The organism is Pseudomonas sp. HMWF032 (genome assembly GCF_003060885.1).
Lineage (GTDB): Bacteria > Pseudomonadota > Gammaproteobacteria > Pseudomonadales > Pseudomonadaceae > Aquipseudomonas.
Genome location: NZ_QAIG01000007.1, coordinates 210,946 through 227,882, shown reverse-complemented (window position 1 = coordinate 227,882; position 16,937 = coordinate 210,946). Strand labels below are relative to the sequence as shown.

Annotated in this window: 19 protein-coding genes and 1 pseudogene; 11 read left to right on the top strand and 9 right to left on the bottom strand. The window is 57.4% G+C overall.

The features are described 5' to 3' along the window. The first annotated feature begins 2 nt into the window (after window positions 1–2). Both DBR00_RS12175 and DBR00_RS12170 read left to right on the top strand, forming a co-directional pair. On the top strand, window positions 3–482 hold the full coding sequence (locus DBR00_RS12175; RefSeq protein ID WP_108489839.1) for a TlpA disulfide reductase family protein: 480 nt from the start codon (window positions 3–5) through the stop codon (window positions 480–482). Window positions 483–485: 3 nt separating this feature from the next. Further along, a complete protein-coding gene (locus tag DBR00_RS12170; protein WP_108489838.1) occupies window positions 486–761 on the top strand; it encodes an acylphosphatase in 276 nt (91 codons plus the stop codon). A 5-nt stretch (window positions 762–766) separates the two neighbouring features. On the opposite strand, the gene DBR00_RS12165 is transcribed toward DBR00_RS12170, so the two are convergent. Genes DBR00_RS12165 through DBR00_RS12155 form a run of 3 tightly spaced genes read right to left on the bottom strand, consistent with a single transcriptional unit; the run spans window position 767 to window position 4,041 of the window. Continuing rightward, complete coding sequence (locus tag DBR00_RS12165; RefSeq protein ID WP_256583000.1) at window positions 767–1,291, bottom strand: lytic transglycosylase domain-containing protein; 525 nt, start codon at window positions 1,289–1,291, stop codon at window positions 767–769. Window positions 1,292–1,345: 54 nt separating this feature from the next. Then, window positions 1,346–2,299 carry a hypothetical protein gene (locus DBR00_RS12160; protein ID WP_108489836.1) on the bottom strand — a complete coding sequence of 318 codons (954 nt, stop codon included), beginning with the start codon at window positions 2,297–2,299 and terminating at the stop codon, window positions 1,346–1,348. A gap of 26 nt (window positions 2,300–2,325) precedes the next feature. Further along, window positions 2,326–4,041 (bottom strand): proline--tRNA ligase, encoded by a 1,716-nt coding sequence (locus DBR00_RS12155; protein WP_108489835.1) that lies wholly within the window; start codon window positions 4,039–4,041, stop codon window positions 2,326–2,328. 115 nt (window positions 4,042–4,156) lie between these two features. Here DBR00_RS12155 and DBR00_RS12150 point away from each other — a divergent pair, with 115 nt between their 5' ends. Further along, on the top strand, window positions 4,157–4,564 hold the full coding sequence (locus DBR00_RS12150) for a PaaI family thioesterase (protein WP_108489863.1): 408 nt from the start codon (window positions 4,157–4,159) through the stop codon (window positions 4,562–4,564). Between the two features lie 57 nt (window positions 4,565–4,621). On the opposite strand, the gene DBR00_RS12145 is transcribed toward DBR00_RS12150, so the two are convergent. Continuing rightward, window positions 4,622–5,959 (bottom strand): OprD family porin, encoded by a 1,338-nt coding sequence (locus DBR00_RS12145; protein ID WP_108489834.1) that lies wholly within the window; start codon window positions 5,957–5,959, stop codon window positions 4,622–4,624. Between the two features lie 750 nt (window positions 5,960–6,709). On the opposite strand from DBR00_RS12145, the gene DBR00_RS12135 reads away from it, so the two are divergent. Both DBR00_RS12135 and DBR00_RS12130 read left to right on the top strand, forming a co-directional pair. Next, a complete protein-coding gene (locus DBR00_RS12135; protein WP_108489832.1) occupies window positions 6,710–7,135 on the top strand; it encodes an HIT domain-containing protein in 426 nt (141 codons plus the stop codon). A gap of 3 nt (window positions 7,136–7,138) precedes the next feature. Further along, on the top strand, window positions 7,139–7,345 hold the full coding sequence (locus DBR00_RS12130; protein WP_108489831.1) for a SlyX family protein: 207 nt from the start codon (window positions 7,139–7,141) through the stop codon (window positions 7,343–7,345). Between the two features lie 54 nt (window positions 7,346–7,399). Here the strand turns inward: DBR00_RS12130 and DBR00_RS21070 are convergent, their stop codons facing one another. The 5 genes and pseudogenes from DBR00_RS21070 to DBR00_RS12110 all read right to left on the bottom strand — a co-directional run bounded on the left by DBR00_RS21070 (window position 7,400) and on the right by DBR00_RS12110 (window position 11,065). Continuing rightward, complete coding sequence (locus DBR00_RS21070; protein WP_256583005.1) at window positions 7,400–7,663, bottom strand: cold-shock protein; 264 nt, start codon at window positions 7,661–7,663, stop codon at window positions 7,400–7,402. A gap of 18 nt (window positions 7,664–7,681) precedes the next feature. Continuing rightward, window positions 7,682–8,002, bottom strand: a pseudogene (locus DBR00_RS21280) (cold shock domain-containing protein membrane protein); the annotation flags it as partial. Between the two features lie 158 nt (window positions 8,003–8,160). Beyond that, window positions 8,161–9,228, bottom strand: a complete 1,068-nt coding sequence (locus DBR00_RS12120) for a GGDEF domain-containing protein (RefSeq protein ID WP_108489829.1) — start codon at window positions 9,226–9,228, stop codon at window positions 8,161–8,163. A 99-nt stretch (window positions 9,229–9,327) separates the two neighbouring features. Next, complete coding sequence (locus DBR00_RS12115; RefSeq protein ID WP_108489828.1) at window positions 9,328–9,798, bottom strand: Dps family protein; 471 nt, start codon at window positions 9,796–9,798, stop codon at window positions 9,328–9,330. Window positions 9,799–9,946: 148 nt separating this feature from the next. After that, on the bottom strand, window positions 9,947–11,065 hold the full coding sequence (locus DBR00_RS12110) for an HD domain-containing phosphohydrolase (protein ID WP_108489827.1): 1,119 nt from the start codon (window positions 11,063–11,065) through the stop codon (window positions 9,947–9,949). A gap of 291 nt (window positions 11,066–11,356) precedes the next feature. Between DBR00_RS12110 and aspS the strand changes: the two genes are divergently transcribed. The 6 genes from aspS to ybgC all read left to right on the top strand — a co-directional run bounded on the left by aspS (window position 11,357) and on the right by ybgC (window position 16,935). Further along, window positions 11,357–13,132, top strand: coding sequence for an aspartate--tRNA ligase (aspS, locus tag DBR00_RS12105; protein ID WP_108489826.1), 1,776 nt, complete (start codon window positions 11,357–11,359; stop codon window positions 13,130–13,132). 103 nt (window positions 13,133–13,235) lie between these two features. Beyond that, complete coding sequence (locus tag DBR00_RS12100; RefSeq protein WP_108489825.1) at window positions 13,236–13,985, top strand: YebC/PmpR family DNA-binding transcriptional regulator; 750 nt, start codon at window positions 13,236–13,238, stop codon at window positions 13,983–13,985. Between the two features lie 239 nt (window positions 13,986–14,224). Next, entirely contained in the window at window positions 14,225–14,749 is a 525-nt protein-coding gene (gene ruvC / locus DBR00_RS12095) for a crossover junction endodeoxyribonuclease RuvC (protein WP_108489824.1), read from the top strand. Between the two features lie 23 nt (window positions 14,750–14,772). Then, on the top strand, window positions 14,773–15,378 hold the full coding sequence (gene ruvA, locus DBR00_RS12090; protein WP_108489823.1) for a Holliday junction branch migration protein RuvA: 606 nt from the start codon (window positions 14,773–14,775) through the stop codon (window positions 15,376–15,378). Continuing rightward, the gene (ruvB, locus tag DBR00_RS12085; protein ID WP_108489822.1) at window positions 15,378–16,430 is read left to right on the top strand and encodes a Holliday junction branch migration DNA helicase RuvB; all 1,053 of its coding nucleotides are present in this window, start codon (window positions 15,378–15,380) and stop codon (window positions 16,428–16,430) included. Before ruvA ends, ruvB begins: the two co-directional genes overlap by 1 nt. Window positions 16,431–16,482: 52 nt before the next feature. Further along, window positions 16,483–16,935, top strand: coding sequence for a tol-pal system-associated acyl-CoA thioesterase (ybgC, locus tag DBR00_RS12080; protein WP_108489821.1), 453 nt, complete (start codon window positions 16,483–16,485; stop codon window positions 16,933–16,935). Window positions 16,936–16,937: the final 2 nt, after the last annotated feature.

Genomic DNA, 16,937 nt, shown 5'->3' with positions numbered 1-16,937 from the left:
GCATGGGAATGCGTTTCCAGGCGATCATTCGTGCTGTGGCTGGCGTAGGCATGGGTCTGATTCTGGCCGGGTGTGCTGAAGACATAGGCGTCGATCAATATGGACGAAAGGTAGCGGTTGAGCGCCTGGAAGGCCAGTGGTTAGTGATTAATTACTGGGCGCAATGGTGTGCGCCATGCCGTACCGAGATTCCTGAGCTCAATGCCCTGGAAATGCAGCTCAAGGCGCAATCCGTGCAGGTGCTCGGTGTGAATTTCGATGGGCTGCAGGGTGAGAAGCTGAGCCGGGCGGCCCAGGACATGGGCATTACCTTCACGGTACTGGCACGGGACCCGGCCGAACGTTATCAGTTGCCACGTGCAGAGGTGCTGCCCGTGACGTATCTCGTCGATCCCCAAGGGCGGATGCGCGAGCGTTTGCTGGGCGAGCAGACGGCCGCCGGTTTACTAACACGTCTGGCCGCGCTCAAGGCTGAGGAGTAGGTGATGGCGCATGTTTGCATGCATGGCTATGTCAGTGGGGATGTTCAGGGTGTGCGTTTTCGGCAAACGACAGCGGAGCAGGCCGAACGCCTTGAGCTAAGTGGCTGGGTGCGCAACCTGGAGGATGGTCGGGTTGAAGTGCTGTTTGAGGGTGATGACGCCGCTGTGAGCGAATTGGCCAGTTGGCTGCAGAGCGGGCCGCAAGCCGCGCGGGTCACAGGTCTGGAACTGCATGAGCAGGCCGTCCAGGGGATTGCCGGGTTTATTGTGCGGCGTTAGTCCACTCAGGGTTTGACGTACCAGAAGTCATGCCAGAAACCGACCACCTTGGCCGGATAGGCATGTTTGCCGAGACTGCCGTTATAGCGTGCCAGCGCGCGATGCAGATCGCCGTTTTCCTTGCGCAGATAGAAACTGAGGATGGTGCAGCCGTAGCGCAGGTTTGTGGCATTGTCTGTGAGGTTGTCATGCGGCCGTCCCAGCTCGGCTTTCCAGAACGGCATCACCTGCATCATGCCCTGAGCGCCGACTGAAGAAATGGCGAAGCGATCGAAATGGCTCTCGGCATGGATCAGGGCAATCACCAAATCAGGACGCAAACCAGCCTTGCTGGCTTCGCGATGTACGAGCCGTAGCAGGCTCAAGCGGTCCTCTGCATCTGGAACATAGCGACGCATGCGCGTCGACATATCCAACAGCCAGACTTCGGCATCGAAGCGATCCTGAAAACTGTCGGCCTGCACCACTGCCTGCTGCAATAAGCGGCGCAGTTCCGGTTCAGGTGCCTGGCGCACGTCTGCCTGGCTCATCCCCCACCACAGTAGGCCTAGGAGGGCACAGATCAAGCGTTGCCGCATGAGTGGTCAGTCGTGGCCGGGATCGGCGACCAGGCGTCCGGCATCTCTGGTCAGGGCTAGCAGGAAGATCTTCTGTAGCTCTGGATCGTTGCGCGTCAGCTCGATCAGGCTCTGTTCCAGCTCGCTGGCTTCTTCCTCCAGGCCAAGTTCCGACAGGCGTTTGACCCGGTGTACCCACTGGGCCACGTCGTCACCTTCAAGGTCGGCGTAGATCAGCTCATGGGCTTCCTGCAGCTTACCGCGCAAGGTGCGGCTGACCAGCAGGGAGGCGTCGGCGCGGGCTGAGCCCTGGTCATCTTCGACGGTCAGTAGTAGCGTGCTGATGCGTGCGACATCCTGTTCGGCAAATGGGCTGTCGAGCAGATTCAGGCGCAGGATGCCGTTGCGGTCAGTGAGCAGCTCATGCGTCTGCTCGCCCGCCTTGACCTGCACGGGGCGTTCCGCCCAGGGCAGGCTGGAGTATTCCATGCGTGCATCCTGGCGGCGTTCTTCGAGGCTGGCGAGGTTCTGCTGCGAGCGGCCATTGGATTCGACATTCATTGCCGGGTTGATGCCAGCAAAGCCGTAACTGATCCAGTCCTTGGTGACGGTATCCGGCAGGCTGCCCAGCAGCACCACGTTAAGCACGTTGGCGCCAATGCCGCCGACAATCGCCAGTGCCCCGAGTGGTACTTCATACAGTTCACGCCAGGGCTGGTAGGGCGTGTAGCGATCGTAACGGCGTGTCACATCAAAGGCAGTAACTTCAAATGTTTTCTGCTCATGCACGCGTACGCGGCGTTGTGGCAACTCCAGGACACGTGGCTCACCGACATCAATCTGCAGGCTATGATCGAGCAACTTACGCTCGACGCGTTCCTCATGCTCGCTGCGTTGCGGCAACTGGTTGGCGCAACCGCTGAGTAGCAGGGAGCCACCCAGCAGGGTGGCGATGAGGCATAGGGTGCTTCGCTTGAACATGACGACTCTTGCTAAAAGGGCTGATATCAGTGGCTGATGCGGGCCTGAATAAAGCTCAGGATATCGGCCACAGGCACGGCCTGTGCTTCGGTTTCCTGGCGGCTCTTGTATTCCAGGTTGTCTTCTGCCAGTCCACGGTCGCTGACGACGATGCGATGCGGGATGCCGATCAGTTCCATATCCGCGAATTTGATGCCAGGGCTGGTCTTTTTGTCACGGTCGTCCAGCAGTACTTCGAAGCCCGCCGCCGTGAGTTCGGCATACAGCTTGTCGGTGGCTTCACGCACCGCGTCGGTTTCGTAACGCAGTGGCACTAGGGCGATCTGGAAAGGCGCTAGGGCATCATTCCAGAGGATGCCGCGGTCGTCGTTGTTCTGTTCGATGGCGGCTGCCACCACGCGAGAAACACCGATGCCGTAGCAGCCCATGGTCAGGATCACCGGCTTACCGTTTTCGCCTAATACCTGGCAGTTCAGCGCTTGGCTGTATTTGGTGCCGAGTTGGAAGATGTGCCCGACTTCGATGCCGCGCTTGATTTCCAGGTTGCCTTTGCCGTCCGGGCTCGGGTCGCCGGCCACCACATTGCGTAAATCGGCAACTTCCGGCAGGGGCAGGTCACGCTCCCAGTTGACGCCGAAGTAGTGCTTGTCGTCGATATTGGCGCCAGAGGCGAAGTCGCTCATCAGGGCAGCCGAGCGATCAATGATGCAAGTGATCGGTAGATTTACCGGGCCGAGCGAGCCCGGGCCGGCACCGACAGCTGCACGTATCTCAGCTTCGTTGGCAAACACCAGCGGGCTGGCTACCTGTTCCAGATTGGCGGCCTTGATTTCATTGAGTTCGTGATCACCGCGGACAATCAAGGCGACCAGGGTGCCTTCTTTCGCGCCGTGGACGATTAGGGTCTTGATGGTTTTCTCGATGGCCAGACCAAAGCCTTGTACCAGTGCGTCGATGGTCTTGGTGTCCGGGGTTTCGACCATGCGCATGTTTTCAGTCGCTGCGCCACGGCTGCTTTCGCGCGGAACGGCTTCGGCTTTTTCGATATTGGCGGCGTAGTCAGAGCTGTCGCTAAAGGCGATATCGTCTTCGCCGGAGTCGGCCAGTACGTGGAACTCATGGGAGCCAGTACCACCGATGGAGCCGGTGTCTGCCTGCACAGGGCGGAAGTTCAGGCCCAGGCGGGTGAATACGTTGCAGTAGGCCTGGTGCATGCGGTCATAGGTTTCTTGCAGCGATGCCTGGTCGACGTGGAAGGAGTAGGCGTCCTTCATGATGAACTCGCGGCCACGCATCAGGCCGAAGCGCGGGCGAATCTCGTCGCGGAATTTGGTCTGGATCTGATACAGATTGATCGGCAACTGCTTGTAGCTGTTCAGCTCATTGCGCGCCAGATCAGTAATCACTTCTTCATGGGTTGGGCCTGCGCAGAAATCGCGACCGTGACGATCCTTCATGCGCAACAGCTCTGGGCCGTACTGCTCCCAGCGGCCGGACTCCTGCCACAGCTCTGCCGGTTGAATGCCGGGCATCAGCACTTCCAGGGCGCCAGCGGCATTCATTTCTTCGCGGACGACTTTCTCAACCTTGCGCAGCACGCGCAGGCCCATGGGCAACCAGGTGTACAGGCCGGAAGCCAACTTGCGGATCATGCCGGCACGCAGCATCAGCTGATGGCTGATCACCACGGCATCGGATGGGGTTTCTTTCAGGGTCGAGAGCAGGAACTGGCTGGTACGCATATTTGGCTGTTCTGTCGGTTGCAAGAGATTTTGAATGGCCCGCATTGTACGGTGCCTATACAGATGCGTACAGGATGCTGGTGTGTGCTTATAAAAGGAGGGGAGTGTGTCGATTTTGACGGCGGAACAGGTGCAGGCGCTGATTCGAACAGGGTTGCCGATGGCGGAAGATATCAACTTGTGTATCGATCGGCTGGACGGCGATGGGGCGCTCGCCCGGGTGCCATTTCACAGCAAGCTGATTCGCCCCGGCGGCACCTTGTCCGGACCAACCATTATGGCGCTGGCGGATGCAGCGATGTATGCGGTGGTGCTGGGCAGTCTCGGTCGGGTGGAAATGGCTGTGACGTCTAATTTGAATATCAACTTTCTGGTTAAACCCAAACCAGTTGATCTATTGGCGGAGGCGCGGATATTGAGATTGAGCCGTCGCCAGGCTGTTTGCGAAGTATCTGTGTACTCACTGGGTAATGAAGATGAGTTGGTGGCGCATGTGACGGGGACTTATGCGTTGCCGTTGTAAGTTTTCAGCAGGCAATAAAAAGCCCGACCTAGGTCGGGCTTTTTATTGCTGCGAATGTTACAGAATATCCAAGGGGTACTCAGTAATCAGTCGTACTTCGTCCAGGGCGGTTGCGCCACCAGAGCCGAAGCCAGCCATGTCATTGTTTGCACGCCATGTGGCGTGGCGAACACGGAAGGAAAGATCCTTCGCTGCGCCTTCTTGTACTACGTATTTAACTTCGAGGTCGCGCTCCCACTCTTTACCATCCTCGCCACCCAGACCTGCGTATGGGCCGTTAGGATCGGCTTTGGTTCCGTCAACATCGCTACCAGTGATGTAACGAGCCATGAAGCTCAGGCCTGGGACACCGAACTCAGCCATGTTGAGGTCATAACGAAGCTGCCAGGATTTCTCGTTAGCGCCGTTGAAGTCGGAGTATTGAACCGAGTTATTCAGGAAAATCGAATCCCCAGCGTTGCCGCCATCCATTGCAATATAGTCGAAGGCTTCATCGCCATTAATGCGTTGGTGTGCAAGGGTGATCTTGTGAGCGCCAATAGAGTAGGCTGCTGCCATCGAGAAAGCAGTAGTGTCTATTTCGCCAGCATTAGCATTACCTTTGTCGGTAGTGCGGTAGATATTAAAATCAAGATTCAGTGATTGTGTATCGCTGAACGGGATGGTGTAGTTGACGTTGCTGTAGTACTGACGCCAGATATCTTCGAGCTCAGAACCATAAAGGCTGACGCTCAAATTATCATTTACAGCGTATGAGCCACCGATATAGTCAGCAGTTTTAGTAGCTGTGCCACCATAAGCAAGAGTGATCTCGCCGTCACTGTTTGTCGAGGCGCTGCCGTCACGGATTGCAGTGAAGTGGCCTGCATCGATGTTCAGACCTTCAATTTCACTGCTCAGAAGTTGGAAGCCGGTAGCCGAACCTGGAAATAGGCGAGCGGTACCTGTAGCAAATACTGGAGCAGTAGGCATTAGATCGCCGTACTTCAGTACAGTGTTGGACACGCGCAGCTTAACAGCGCCGCCAGCATAGGAGTAGTCATCGTCTGCTCTGCCATCGCTGCCTTGTGGTAGCAAGCCAGTCCCAGTTGTGCCTTTGCCGCTATCCAGCTTGAGACCCAGCATGCCATGAGCGTCAACACCAAAACCTACAGTGCCTTCGGTAAAGCCTGACTCGAAGGTCGTGCTTATGCCGTGAGCCCATTCGTTCCGGTAGTTCTGACGATCAGAGCTATTGTTGCGAAAATCGCGGTGAAAGAAGTAGTTTTTATTGTGCAGATTCAGGCTGCTGTCTTCAATAAAGCCCTTGGATTCGGACTGGCTGGAAGCCACGGCCATTTGGGTGGTGCCCGCTGCTACTGCGAGGGCGATTACGCTCCACTTCATCACTTGCATCGTGATTGCTCCTTGGTTTAGAAAAGTTGCGTCATCCGGCTACTTGTTATAGCGGTGACTCTTTCTTTTTGTGTCGGCGGTAACTTATAGCACGCTGTCGATGTTGGCGATAGTTGCAATCTATTCATTACGATTTCTTCACGGCTGTGTCGCAAAACATTATGAATCGTGTCGCATTTTTGTAGATGCTGCTGGCGTGCTTGAAGTCAATGCTGACGGATTATTGTGCCTGCTGGCAGGTTGCCTTCGGCAGCCAAACGGTGCAGTGCGATTCGTCATGGATTGCTTAGCAATAGTCGTGCACAAAATCCTGAAAGCCAATTTTTTATCCTCGAATGACCTGTGTGGCCGAGGGTTTCGGGGTTTGCGTTGGTTTATGGGTGGTTTTTTAGCGCTTTTTCCTATTTTTATGGTCGGTGAAAGGTATTTTTGCGGTCGCTTTCTGCTCTGTTTTCAGTTGCTTGCTGTCATATAGCGGTTGTGTGGCATTTGGCTGCTGCATGAGGATTACCGAAAGGAACAGTTTTGGTGCGTGCGCCTGGGGTGGCTTTGGTGGGTGCTGTGTATTGGTGCGTGGCAGTAGGGTTGATCGTGGGTGCTGTGTTTTCGGCTTCGGCGTATCCTGCGCAGGCAGTGTTTATTGGCTTTGGTTTGGTAGTCAGTTGGCTGCTCAGGTTTCAGGCACCGCCGCTTGGCTCGTTCGATTTCAGCCTGAACTGAGTTAGTGGGGTTTCTTAAAGGTAGGTCGTTATGTTTATTCTGGATTCGCGTTTGCAGCAGGACACTGTCTGGATGGGTGATTACCCGTTATGCAGCCTGCTGTTGATGAATGATGTGCAGTACCCTTGGTTTATCCTGGTGCCGCGTCGTGAAGATGTCAGCGAGTTGTTTCAGTTGGATGCGGCTGATCAGCTGCAGCTCTGGCGGGAAACCAGCGGCCTTGCCGAGGTGCTCAAGGACTGTTTTGCGGCAGACAAGATGAATGTCGCGACCTTGGGCAATATGGTCAGTCAACTGCACATGCATGTCATCGTGCGGCGTCGCGAGGATGCGGCTTGGCCGGCGCCCGTGTGGGGCAAGCATCCGGCGCAGGCCTACACGCCTGAGCAATTGGCCGCGCTGAAAGCCCGTTTACGCCTGGTTTTGACCGGGGATTTTTGTTTTGCTGAGAGTTGACCGGTGGAAGTAGAAGAGCGCATCAACGACTTGCAAAGCCGGTTGGCTTTTCAGGACGATACTATTCAGGCGCTCAATGATGCGCTGGTGGCGCAGCAGCGTCTTCTGGAACGCTTGCAGTTGCAGGTCGCAGCATTGATCAAGCGCCAAGATGAGGTGAGTTCGCAGTTCGGAATGGCTGAGGATGAGGCGCCGCCGCCCCATTATTGATTAGCTGTAAAACGCAAAAGGCCCGCAGTGTGCGGGCCTTTTGCGTTTATGCGATTAACGTCGTGCAGGCAGTGCGGCGATGACGTCTTCGGCTTGCAAGCCTTTGTCGCGTTGCATGACGGCGAACTCAACGCGTTGGCCTTCGACCAGTACACGGTGACCTTCACCGCGAATGGCGCGAAAGTGCACGAAGATATCGTCACCCGAGTCGCGGGAGATAAAGCCGAAACCTTTAGAGGTGTTAAACCACTTTACAGTGCCGGTCTCGCGGTCTCCGAGGTCGTGCTGGGCTGTGCTGCTGCGCGATTTAAGGCGCAGATTGGTCGCGAGGTGGATTGCGACTGCAACTGCGATGATAGTGAGGCTAAAGGCGCTTGACGGGTGTTCGGCGATTACGGGTAGCGGGGCGAGCAGGATCAGTGCTTGCAATAGTGTGCCCAGTACCAGAAGGGCTGAGACCAGGTTTTGTGCGGGGTGGCGTAGTCCTGCATGCCAGATTGGAAGTTGTGGTGCGAGCAGCAGGTTAAGGAAGCCGAACAGCGCAAGACTGAGGGCTTCAGGGTGTTGCACTAACGATGCGGCAGCGGAAGTGAAGGATGGCGCGAAGGACAGCAGCAGGGCTAAGACGCCCGTCAGAAGGTGGACAATTTTCAACATGTTCAGTGAGCTCACTTAATTTCAATAACCATCAGAAAAGAGCGGGTTGCGTCGGTATGTTGCCTGCAGAAGGACGCTAGATGCCAGCTCGTGCGCTTGGGTATGGACAGAACCCAGTCACGCGGGCGTATTTAACAGTAAAGAAGAGGGGTTCTCAATCAAGCCCTTAGCGCTGTTTGGTCGGTCGAAGGGCTGACTCGGTTGCGACCCTCGCGTTTGGCTTGGTAGAGCGCATCGTCAGCTCTGGTCAGCAGTGTTTCCAGGGTGTCTCCCGGAATTGCGAGTGCATATCCAAATGAGGCGGTAATGCTGTCAAGAACCTCGTCGGTACGACGCACTTTGATGCGCAATGACTGGATCTTTAAACGAAGCTGTTCTGCAAAGGCATGAGCCGTTGCGTTATCGCAGCAGTCGCGCAGGATGATGCAAAATTCTTCGCCGCCGTATCGTGCGGCAATCGCACGTGCGGGGAGTAAGTCGCGCAGCAGTTGACCAACATGTTGTAGGACGCGGTCACCCAGCGGGTGGCCGTACTGATCGTTGAATTGCTTGAAGTGATCGATGTCCAGCATGACGAGGGCTACGCCATCGTGTTCGCTGCTCAGTGTTTGTTCCAGTAGTCGGCTGAATGCATTGCGATTGAATACCTGGGTCAGGCTATCCAGGGTGGCTGCAATATGCGCGCGCTCAAGTTGGCTGCGCAGGCTTTTGATTTCCTGCTGGGCGGCATTCAGGCGATAGAGGAATTTATCCTGCTGGTCCTGCATCAGTTGGGTGCTTTGCTGCAGTTCTGTCAGTACGTTGGGCAGGTCATCAATGATGGGTTCCTGCAGGGCGGCGAGGCCGTGCTCCAGGCTGAGCTGATAGTTGCGACTGCCAATGATGCTGCGCGATACGTTTCCTTCGATGTCATCGACCAGTTCGATGACCTGTTGCTGGCCTGCGCGTGCTTCTTCGAGTTCGCCGTGAATGATGTAGTCACGAAAGAGTTTGGCTGCTGTTTCAGGGGGGAAGCAGTCAAAGTCGGCGACGGTCTTGTCTAGGCGGCGATTGAGTTCAGGCTCCAGCCCTTTGCTATAGGTGTACCAGAGGGCGTAATGCACGGGGGTCGGTGGAATGTCATGGCGCATCATCAGCGGTACCGCCTTTTTCAGGAGTGCCGCAGCATCGCGGGTTTCCTCGGGGTACAGCTCAAGAATGCTGGGGGCTTTTTTCGGGTTGTTCATGCATGTCACAGATCAAGTTGCAATTGGCCAAAGCATAGAACAGCAGCTGCCTGGCGCATAGGAAAAGGCCCGTAGAAACGGGCCTTTTCCATGATTTACCTAAGCTGCGAGCAGGCTGCGTAGCATCCAGGCGGTTTTTTCATGGACTTGCATGCGCTGGGTCAGAAGGTCTGCGGTCGGTTCGTCGCTGACTTTGTCCAGTAGCGGGAAAATACCACGCGCGGTACGGACGACTGCTTCCTGGCCTTGCACCAACTGTTTGATCATGTCCTGGGCGGCAGGCACGCCTTCTTCCTCTTTAATCGATGACAGGCGGGCGTAGGCGGCGTAGGTGCCGGGTGCCGGGAAGCCCAGGGCGCGGATGCGTTCGGCAATCTGGTCGACAGCCAGCGACAGTTCGGTGTACTGGCCTTCAAACATCAGGTGCAGGGTGTTGAACATCGGGCCGGTGACGTTCCAGTGAAAATTGTGTGTTTTCAAGTACAGGGTGTAGGTGTCGGCAAGCAGGCGCGAAAGGCCTTCGGCGATGGCAGCGCGGTCTTGCTCGGCAATTCCGATATTGATTTCCATACCATTTCTCCTCTCAGGTGGCTCGGGGCTTGGCTGCCCGCTAATAGGTAGAGACTACCATGGGTTTTACCGATCTTTATCGTGGTTTATATCAATGAAAGTGATGCTTGGAGGCTATTGCTTGGCATGGGTTCAATTGTTCTAGGGATCAGCGGTGCGCCAACTCTGGGTATTGCTGCAGCGTCTGGTTAAAGAGCTCAACCCAATGAGCGCTGAACTGTCGCCCGGCGAGGTTGTTGATTTCCAGAATGGCGCGTAGCAGTGGGCGTTTGTTCAAGGTTTGATGCGCGCGCTCATGGGTGCGGGCGTCAAAGGTGTCGACGATGTTGATGATCAGGGCGCCGGGGCTGGTTTCAATTTCCTTGAGTCCTTTGGGGTAGCCGCTGCCGTCGGCATGCTCCTGGTGCTGCAGAGTGATTTCTGCCGCTGCGTCCCAGCGCGGCATGCGTTTGAGCAGGTCATAGGCCAGGCGCGGGTGTGACTGCATCTGTCGGCGTTCTTCACGGTTGAAATGCGCATCTTTGTGCAGCATGTCCAGCGGCAGAAAGGCCATGCCGAGATCATGCAGGCAGATGGCGGCGGCCAGCTGTGCGGGTTGCTCGGGGCTGCCGCCGTGTTGGTTGATCGCCAGGCCCAGGTCCAGTTGGCGCAGGCCGCGTCCTTGCCAGAAATGCGAGCGGCGTTCGCTGGCTTGCATCAGGTCGACAAAGAACAGCAGGTCGGCGTCTGGCTCGATGCCGTAGCGTCTGAGCAGTTCGGTGGCTTCCGTTTCGCTCGTGACGATACGTGCGGGCGGCCGTGAGCTGGGGTCAAGTTGCTGCAACAGAGCGCTGCGAATACCAATTTGCTGCGTTTTGGGGGCGAGTGCCAGGGCGCTGAGTGCCTGGCTGAGTGCCTGGCTTTGCGCGGTGCTTAGTTGCGGTTTGGGGCCGCCAAGGGCGTGGCGGATCTGCTCTTTGAGGTGGTCGAGGGTCAGCAGCAGGATATCGCCGAGCAGGCTGTCGAAATCGAGTTGAGCTTCGCGCAGGCGCGCGAGTACATCTTCCATGGCCTGCGGCACCTTCATCAATGCGTCCAGGCCGATATAGCCGAGGTTGCCCTTGAGGGTGTGTACCAGGCGAAACAGCTCACGTAGGCGTTCGCTGTCATCGGGCGTGCGTTCCAGTTCGATCAGCAACTGCTCGCAGCGCTGGAACTGTTCGCTGGACTCCAGGCGAAAATCGGCCAGTAAGTCGCTGGGTATTTCAGCCAGATTCGGCGTGGCCATAAGCCTCTCCCTATCTCTGTGGTCAGGGCGCTGCATGCCTGAGTATAGAAGGGCTGGCAAAAGCGCGTGGGCCGGCGGCTGCAAGTGGCGGTCTAACCATATATAATCCCGCGCTTTGCCGCGTTTTGTGGGGTTTGGCGGGCGGTTGTGCATGCGCCGCTGGTCGTTACCGCCCCTGAAAGGCAGCGCAATTGCAGAAAATGGCGCCTGCGCCAGCCGGTTGTCCGGCCAACGAGCGTCGCAGTCACTGCGGCCCAACGAATTCAAGACTCAAGAGAAGCGACTACCACCATGATGCGCAGCCATTATTGCGGCCAACTGAACGAGAGCCTGGACGGCCAGGAAGTCACCCTTTGCGGTTGGGTACATCGCCGTCGTGACCATGGCGGGGTGATTTTCCTCGACATTCGTGACCGTGAAGGTCTGGCCCAGGTGGTATTCGACCCGGATCGTGCCGAGACATTTGCCACTGCCGACAAAGTACGTAGTGAATATGTGGTGAAAATCACCGGTAAGGTGCGTCTGCGTCCGGCCGGTGCCGGCAACGCCAACATGGCCTCCGGCGCCATCGAAGTGCTGGGTTACGAGCTGCAAGTGCTGAACGAGGCGGAAACCCCGCCGTTCCCACTCAACGAATACACCGACGTCGGCGAAGAAACCCGCCTGCGCTACCGCTTTATCGACCTGCGTCGTCCGGAAATGGCGGCCAAGCTGAAGCTGCGTTCGAGCATCACCAGCAGCATCCGCCGTTATTTGGATGACAACGGCTTCCTCGACGTGGAAACGCCGATCCTCACCCGTGCCACCCCTGAGGGCGCGCGTGATTACCTGGTGCCGAGCCGCACCCACGCGGGCAGCTTCTTTGCTTTGCCGCAATCGCCACAGCTGTTCAAGCAACTGCTGATGGTGGCGGGCTTCGACCGCTACTATCAGATCGCCAAGTGCTTCCGTGACGAAGATCTGCGTGCTGACCGCCAGCCGGAATTCACCCAGATTGACATCGAAACCAGTTTCCTCGATGAAGCCGACATCATGGCCATCACCGAGAAGATGATTCGCCAGCTCTTCAAAGAAGTGCTGAACGTCGAGTTTGGTGAGCTGCCGCACATGACCCTGGCCGAAGCCATGCGTCGTTTCGGCTCAGACAAGCCGGACCTGCGTAACCCGCTGGAGCTGGTGGATGTGGCTGACCAGCTCAAAGACGTCGATTTCAAGGTCTTCGCCGGCCCGGCCAACGATCCGAAATGCCGCGTGACCGCGCTGCGTGTTCCGGGCGGGGCGAGCATGCCGCGCAGCAAGATCGACGAGTACACCAAATTCGTTGGCATCTACGGTGCCAAAGGCCTGGCCTACATCAAGGTCAATGAGCGCGCCAATGGTGTGGACGGCCTGCAGTCACCGATCGTCAAAAACATTCCGCTGGACAACATTAATGTGATCCTCGATCGCGTCGGCGCTGTCGATGGCGACATCGTGTTCTTCGGTGCTGATAAAGCCAAGATCGTCAGCGAGGCACTGGGTGCTCTGCGCATCAAGCTGGGCCATGACCTCAACCTGCTGACCTGCGAGTGGGCGCCGCTGTGGGTCGTCGACTTCCCGATGTTCGAAGAGAACGATGACGGCAGCCTGACCGCGATGCACCACCCGTTCACCGCGCCGAAGTGCACGCCGGCTGAATTGGAAGCCAACCCCTCGGCAGCCCTGTCACGCGCTTACGACATGGTCTTGAACGGCACCGAGTTGGGTGGCGGTTCGATCCGTATCCACGACAAGGCCATGCAGCAGACCGTGTTCCGTGTGCTGGGCATCAGCGAAGACGAACAGCAAGAGAAGTTCGGCTTCCTCCTTGACGCTCTGAAGTTCGGTGCGCCGCCCCATGGTGGTCTGGCCTTCGGTCTGGATCGTTTGGTGATGCTGATGACCGGCGCGCAGTCGATCCGTGAGGTGATTGCCTTCCCGAAAACCCAGAGCGCGGCCTGCGTCATGACTCAGGCACCGGGTGAGGTGGACAACAAGTCGCTGCGTGAACTGCATATTCGCCTGCGCGAGCAGCCGAAAGCGGAATAAAGCGTCACAAGAAGCCTGGTTTACCAGGCTTCTTCTTTAATGGCGGTTGGAGAGACTCGAGTTCTCACGCCGCGATACCGAATGTGAAAAACCGGAGTGCGTTATGGCTGGTCATTCCAAGTGGGCCAACATCAAGCACCGCAAAGGGCGTCAGGACGCCAAACGCGGCAAGATCTTCACCAAACTGATCCGTGAGCTGACGGTCGCCTCCAAACATGGTGGCCCGATCCCGGCGGATAACCCACGTTTACGGTTGGCCGTGGATAAAGCGCTGACCAACAACATGTCGCGCGATGTGATTGACCGTGCCATCGCGCGTGGCGCAGGCAATAACGAAGCCGACAATGTTGCTGAGCTGAGCTACGAAGGCTACGCGCCGGGTGGTGTGGCGATTATCGTCGAGGCCATGACCGACAACCGTAACCGCACCGCCGCCGAAGTGCGTCATGCCTTCACGAAATGCGGTGGCAATCTCGGTACGGATGGCTCTGTGGCTTATATGTTTGACCGTAAAGGGCAGATCAGTTTTGCCGCTGGCGTAAGCGAAGATGCACTCATGGAGGCCGCGCTGGAAGCCGGTGCGGACGACGTTGAGATGGCTGAAGATGGCTCGGCACTGGTGTCCACCAGCTTTGCCGATTTTCATGGGGTCAACGAGGCGCTCAGTGCGGCTGGTTTCAAGGCTGCAGAGGCGGAAATCGCCATGATCCCGTCGATCAGCGCGCCGATTACCGACCTGGAAACGGCGCAGAAATTCATCAAACTGATCGACATGCTCGAAGACCTTGATGATGTGCAGGAGGTCTATCACAACGCCGAGATTCCTGATGAGCTCATGGAGCAGCTTGGCTGATTGTGTGCGGGTATCCGAGCCGGAGGTATTCAGGTCGTTGGCCTGAGCGCTCCGGCTTTTTTATGGAGGCTGCCCATGACGGCTATGCGGTATGCCGCCGTGACCTTATATGAATGATGTGCGGTCACTTTTATAGGCTGCGCCTGGGTGACGCAGGCTCAGGCCGGCTCTATACTCGCGAGCTGGATAAATAGACAGTGTGCTGGCTAAGTGGCTGGTGCCTTGAGTGGGCGTAAGGCATGACCTTGATTCTTGGCATCGACCCCGGTTCACGTATCACCGGTTACGGTGTGGTGCGTGATACCGGGCGTAACTGCGAATATGTGGCCTCTGGCTGCATTCGCACGGGCAACGGTTCGATGCCAGAGCGGTTGCAGGTGGTGTTTCGCGGGGTGCGCGAGGTGATCGAAACCTACGGGCCGGTGACCATGGGCATCGAGCAGGTGTTTATGGCGCGTAACCCGGATTCCGCGCTCAAGCTCGGTCAGGCGCGCGGTGTGGCCATCGTCGCGGGAATGGAAGCGGGGTTGGATATCGCCGAGTACACCGCGACCCAGGTCAAGCAAGCGATTGCCGGCACGGGCGGGGCGGATAAGGAGCAGGTGCAGATGATGGTCATGCACCTGCTCAAACTGGTGCAAAAACCACAGATTGATGCCTCCGACGCCCTGGCGATTGCACTTTGTCATGCGCACCACCGGCAGAGTCTGATTCCCCATGGCCTGGCTGGGGCCAAGCGGCGCGCGGGTCGCCTTCGGTTGTAACGTAACTTTTAAGGAAAGCAGCGGTGATCGGACGTTTGCGTGGCACCCTGGCGGAAAAGCAGCCGCCCTATGTGATTCTTGACATAAATGGTTTGGGTTATGAGCTGGAAGTGCCCATGACCACCCTGTACCGTTTGCCCGCCGTCGGTGAGCCGTTGACCCTGCACACCCATCTGGTGGTGCGCGAGGATGCGCATCTGTTGTATGGCTTTTTTGAAAAGCGTGAGCGCGAGCTGTTTCGCGAGTTGATCCGCCTTAATGGGGTTGGCCCGAAACTGGCGCTGGCCCTGATGTCTGGCCTTGAGGTCGATGAGTTAGTGCGTTGTGTGCAGGCGCAGGACACGTCGGTGCTGGTGAAGATCCCAGGCGTTGGCAAGAAAACCGCCGAGCGCCTGCTGGTTGAGCTGAAAGACCGCTTCAAAGCCTGGGAAACTCTACCGGGCATGTCGACCCTGGTGGTTGAACCTCGTGGGGGGAGTGCAGTCTCAAGCGCGGAGAATGATGCGGTCAGTGCACTTATTTCGCTCGGCTACAAACCCCAGGAAGCCAGTCGCGCCGTCTCAGCGATTAAGGAAGACGGTTTGAGCAGTGAAGATATGATTCGTCGAGCCCTGAAGGGAATGGTCTAGTGTTAGAAGCCGATCGTCTGATTACCGCGACCACCCGCGACCGTGATGAGCAGGTGGATCGTGCCATTCGCCCGCTGAAACTGGCCGAATACATCGGTCAGCCGAGTGTGCGCGAGCAGATGGAGCTGTTTATCCAGGCCGCTCGTGGGCGCAGCGAAGCGCTCGATCACACCCTGATCTTCGGGCCGCCCGGTCTGGGCAAGACCACCTTGGCCAATATCATTGCGCAGGAAATGAATGTTTCGATCAAGAGCACCTCGGGACCGGTGCTGGAGCGGCCGGGCGATCTGGCGGCGCTGCTGACCAATCTTGAGCCGGGTGATGTGTTGTTTATCGATGAGATTCATCGCCTGTCACCGATTGTCGAGGAAGTGCTGTACCCGGCCATGGAGGACTTTCAGCTCGACATCATGATCGGCGAAGGCCCGGCCGCGCGCTCGATCAAGCTCGATCTGCCGCCTTTTACCCTAGTCGGTGCCACCACGCGCGCCGGCATGCTGACCAATCCGCTGCGTGATCGCTTCGGCATTGTGCAGCGCCTGGAGTTCTATAACACCGAAGACCTGGCGACCATCGTCATGCGTTCGGCGGGGATTCTCGGCCTGTCCATCGAGTCCCATGGTGCCTTCGAGATTGCCCGTCGGGCGCGCGGTACGCCACGTATTGCCAACCGTCTGCTGCGGCGTGTGCGCGATTTTGCCGAAGTGCGCGGGCAGGGGGATATCACACGTCCCATCGCCGATCTCGCGCTGAACCTGCTCGACGTCGACGAGCGTGGCTTCGATCACCAGGATCGACGTCTACTGCTGACCATGATCGAGAAGTTCGACGGTGGCCCGGTGGGGGTCGACAACCTGGCTGCCGCCATCAGTGAAGAGCGTCACACCATTGAGGACGTTCTTGAGCCCTATTTGATCCAGCAAGGCTATATCATGCGCACCCCGCGTGGGCGGGTGGTAACACGGCATGCCTACCTGCATTTCGGTCTCAATATACCCAAACGCATGGGCGAGTTGCCTACTGCCGATCTGTTTGCCCGTGACGATGATTGAGAAAAAATACTTGGCCAAGGCGATTGGCAAGATCAGGAGCTGGCACTAGAGTATGCGCGCGCAAAACGGAGTTAAGCCGTTCACCCTTCGTTGTCGGGTTTATTTCGAAGACACCGATGCGGGCGGCATCGTCTACTACGTCAATTACCTCAAATTTATGGAACGGGCTCGCACCGAGTGTCTGCGTGATCTGGGTTTTCTCCAGTCAACGCTGGCCGAGGAGGGCCTGTTGTTCGTTGTGCATTCGGCCGAGGCGCGTTATCACGCTCCGGCCAGGCTTGATGATGAGTTGCTGGTAAGCGCTGAAGTAATCGAGTTGAACCGCGCCAGCCTGCGTTTTCGTCAACAGGTCAGGCGGGCAGCGGATGATGTGTTGCTGTGTGAAGGGCAGTTTATGGTGGCCTGTGTGCGCGCCGACAATTTGAAACCCCGGGCCATTCCCCAAACTCTGCATGCGGCCTTTGCCGGGCAGGGCGGCGCGGGTACATCTAGAGCAGGAGAGTAAGC

Excerpts from the sequence above, each read along its gene's own strand:
- DBR00_RS12175 (WP_108489839.1), top strand. The coding sequence starts at position 3 with ATGGGAATGCGTTTCCAGGCGATCATTCGTGCTGTGGCTGGCGTAGGC.
- DBR00_RS12170 (WP_108489838.1), top strand. The coding sequence starts at position 486 with ATGGCGCATGTTTGCATGCATGGCTATGTCAGTGGGGATGTTCAGGGT.
- DBR00_RS12165 (WP_256583000.1), bottom strand. The coding sequence starts at position 1,291 with ATGAGCCAGGCAGACGTGCGCCAGGCACCTGAACCGGAACTGCGCCGC.
- DBR00_RS12160 (WP_108489836.1), bottom strand. The coding sequence starts at position 2,299 with ATGTTCAAGCGAAGCACCCTATGCCTCATCGCCACCCTGCTGGGTGGC.
- DBR00_RS12155 (WP_108489835.1), bottom strand. The coding sequence starts at position 4,041 with ATGCGTACCAGCCAGTTCCTGCTCTCGACCCTGAAAGAAACCCCATCC.
- DBR00_RS12145 (WP_108489834.1), bottom strand. The coding sequence starts at position 5,959 with ATGCAAGTGATGAAGTGGAGCGTAATCGCCCTCGCAGTAGCAGCGGGC.
- DBR00_RS12135 (WP_108489832.1), top strand. The coding sequence starts at position 6,710 with ATGTTTATTCTGGATTCGCGTTTGCAGCAGGACACTGTCTGGATGGGT.
- DBR00_RS12120 (WP_108489829.1), bottom strand. The coding sequence starts at position 9,228 with ATGAACAACCCGAAAAAAGCCCCCAGCATTCTTGAGCTGTACCCCGAG.
- DBR00_RS12115 (WP_108489828.1), bottom strand. The coding sequence starts at position 9,798 with ATGGAAATCAATATCGGAATTGCCGAGCAAGACCGCGCTGCCATCGCC.
- DBR00_RS12110 (WP_108489827.1), bottom strand. The coding sequence starts at position 11,065 with ATGGCCACGCCGAATCTGGCTGAAATACCCAGCGACTTACTGGCCGAT.
- aspS (WP_108489826.1), top strand. The coding sequence starts at position 11,357 with ATGATGCGCAGCCATTATTGCGGCCAACTGAACGAGAGCCTGGACGGC.
- DBR00_RS12100 (WP_108489825.1), top strand. The coding sequence starts at position 13,236 with ATGGCTGGTCATTCCAAGTGGGCCAACATCAAGCACCGCAAAGGGCGT.
- ruvC (WP_108489824.1), top strand. The coding sequence starts at position 14,225 with ATGACCTTGATTCTTGGCATCGACCCCGGTTCACGTATCACCGGTTAC.
- ybgC (WP_108489821.1), top strand. The coding sequence starts at position 16,483 with ATGCGCGCGCAAAACGGAGTTAAGCCGTTCACCCTTCGTTGTCGGGTT.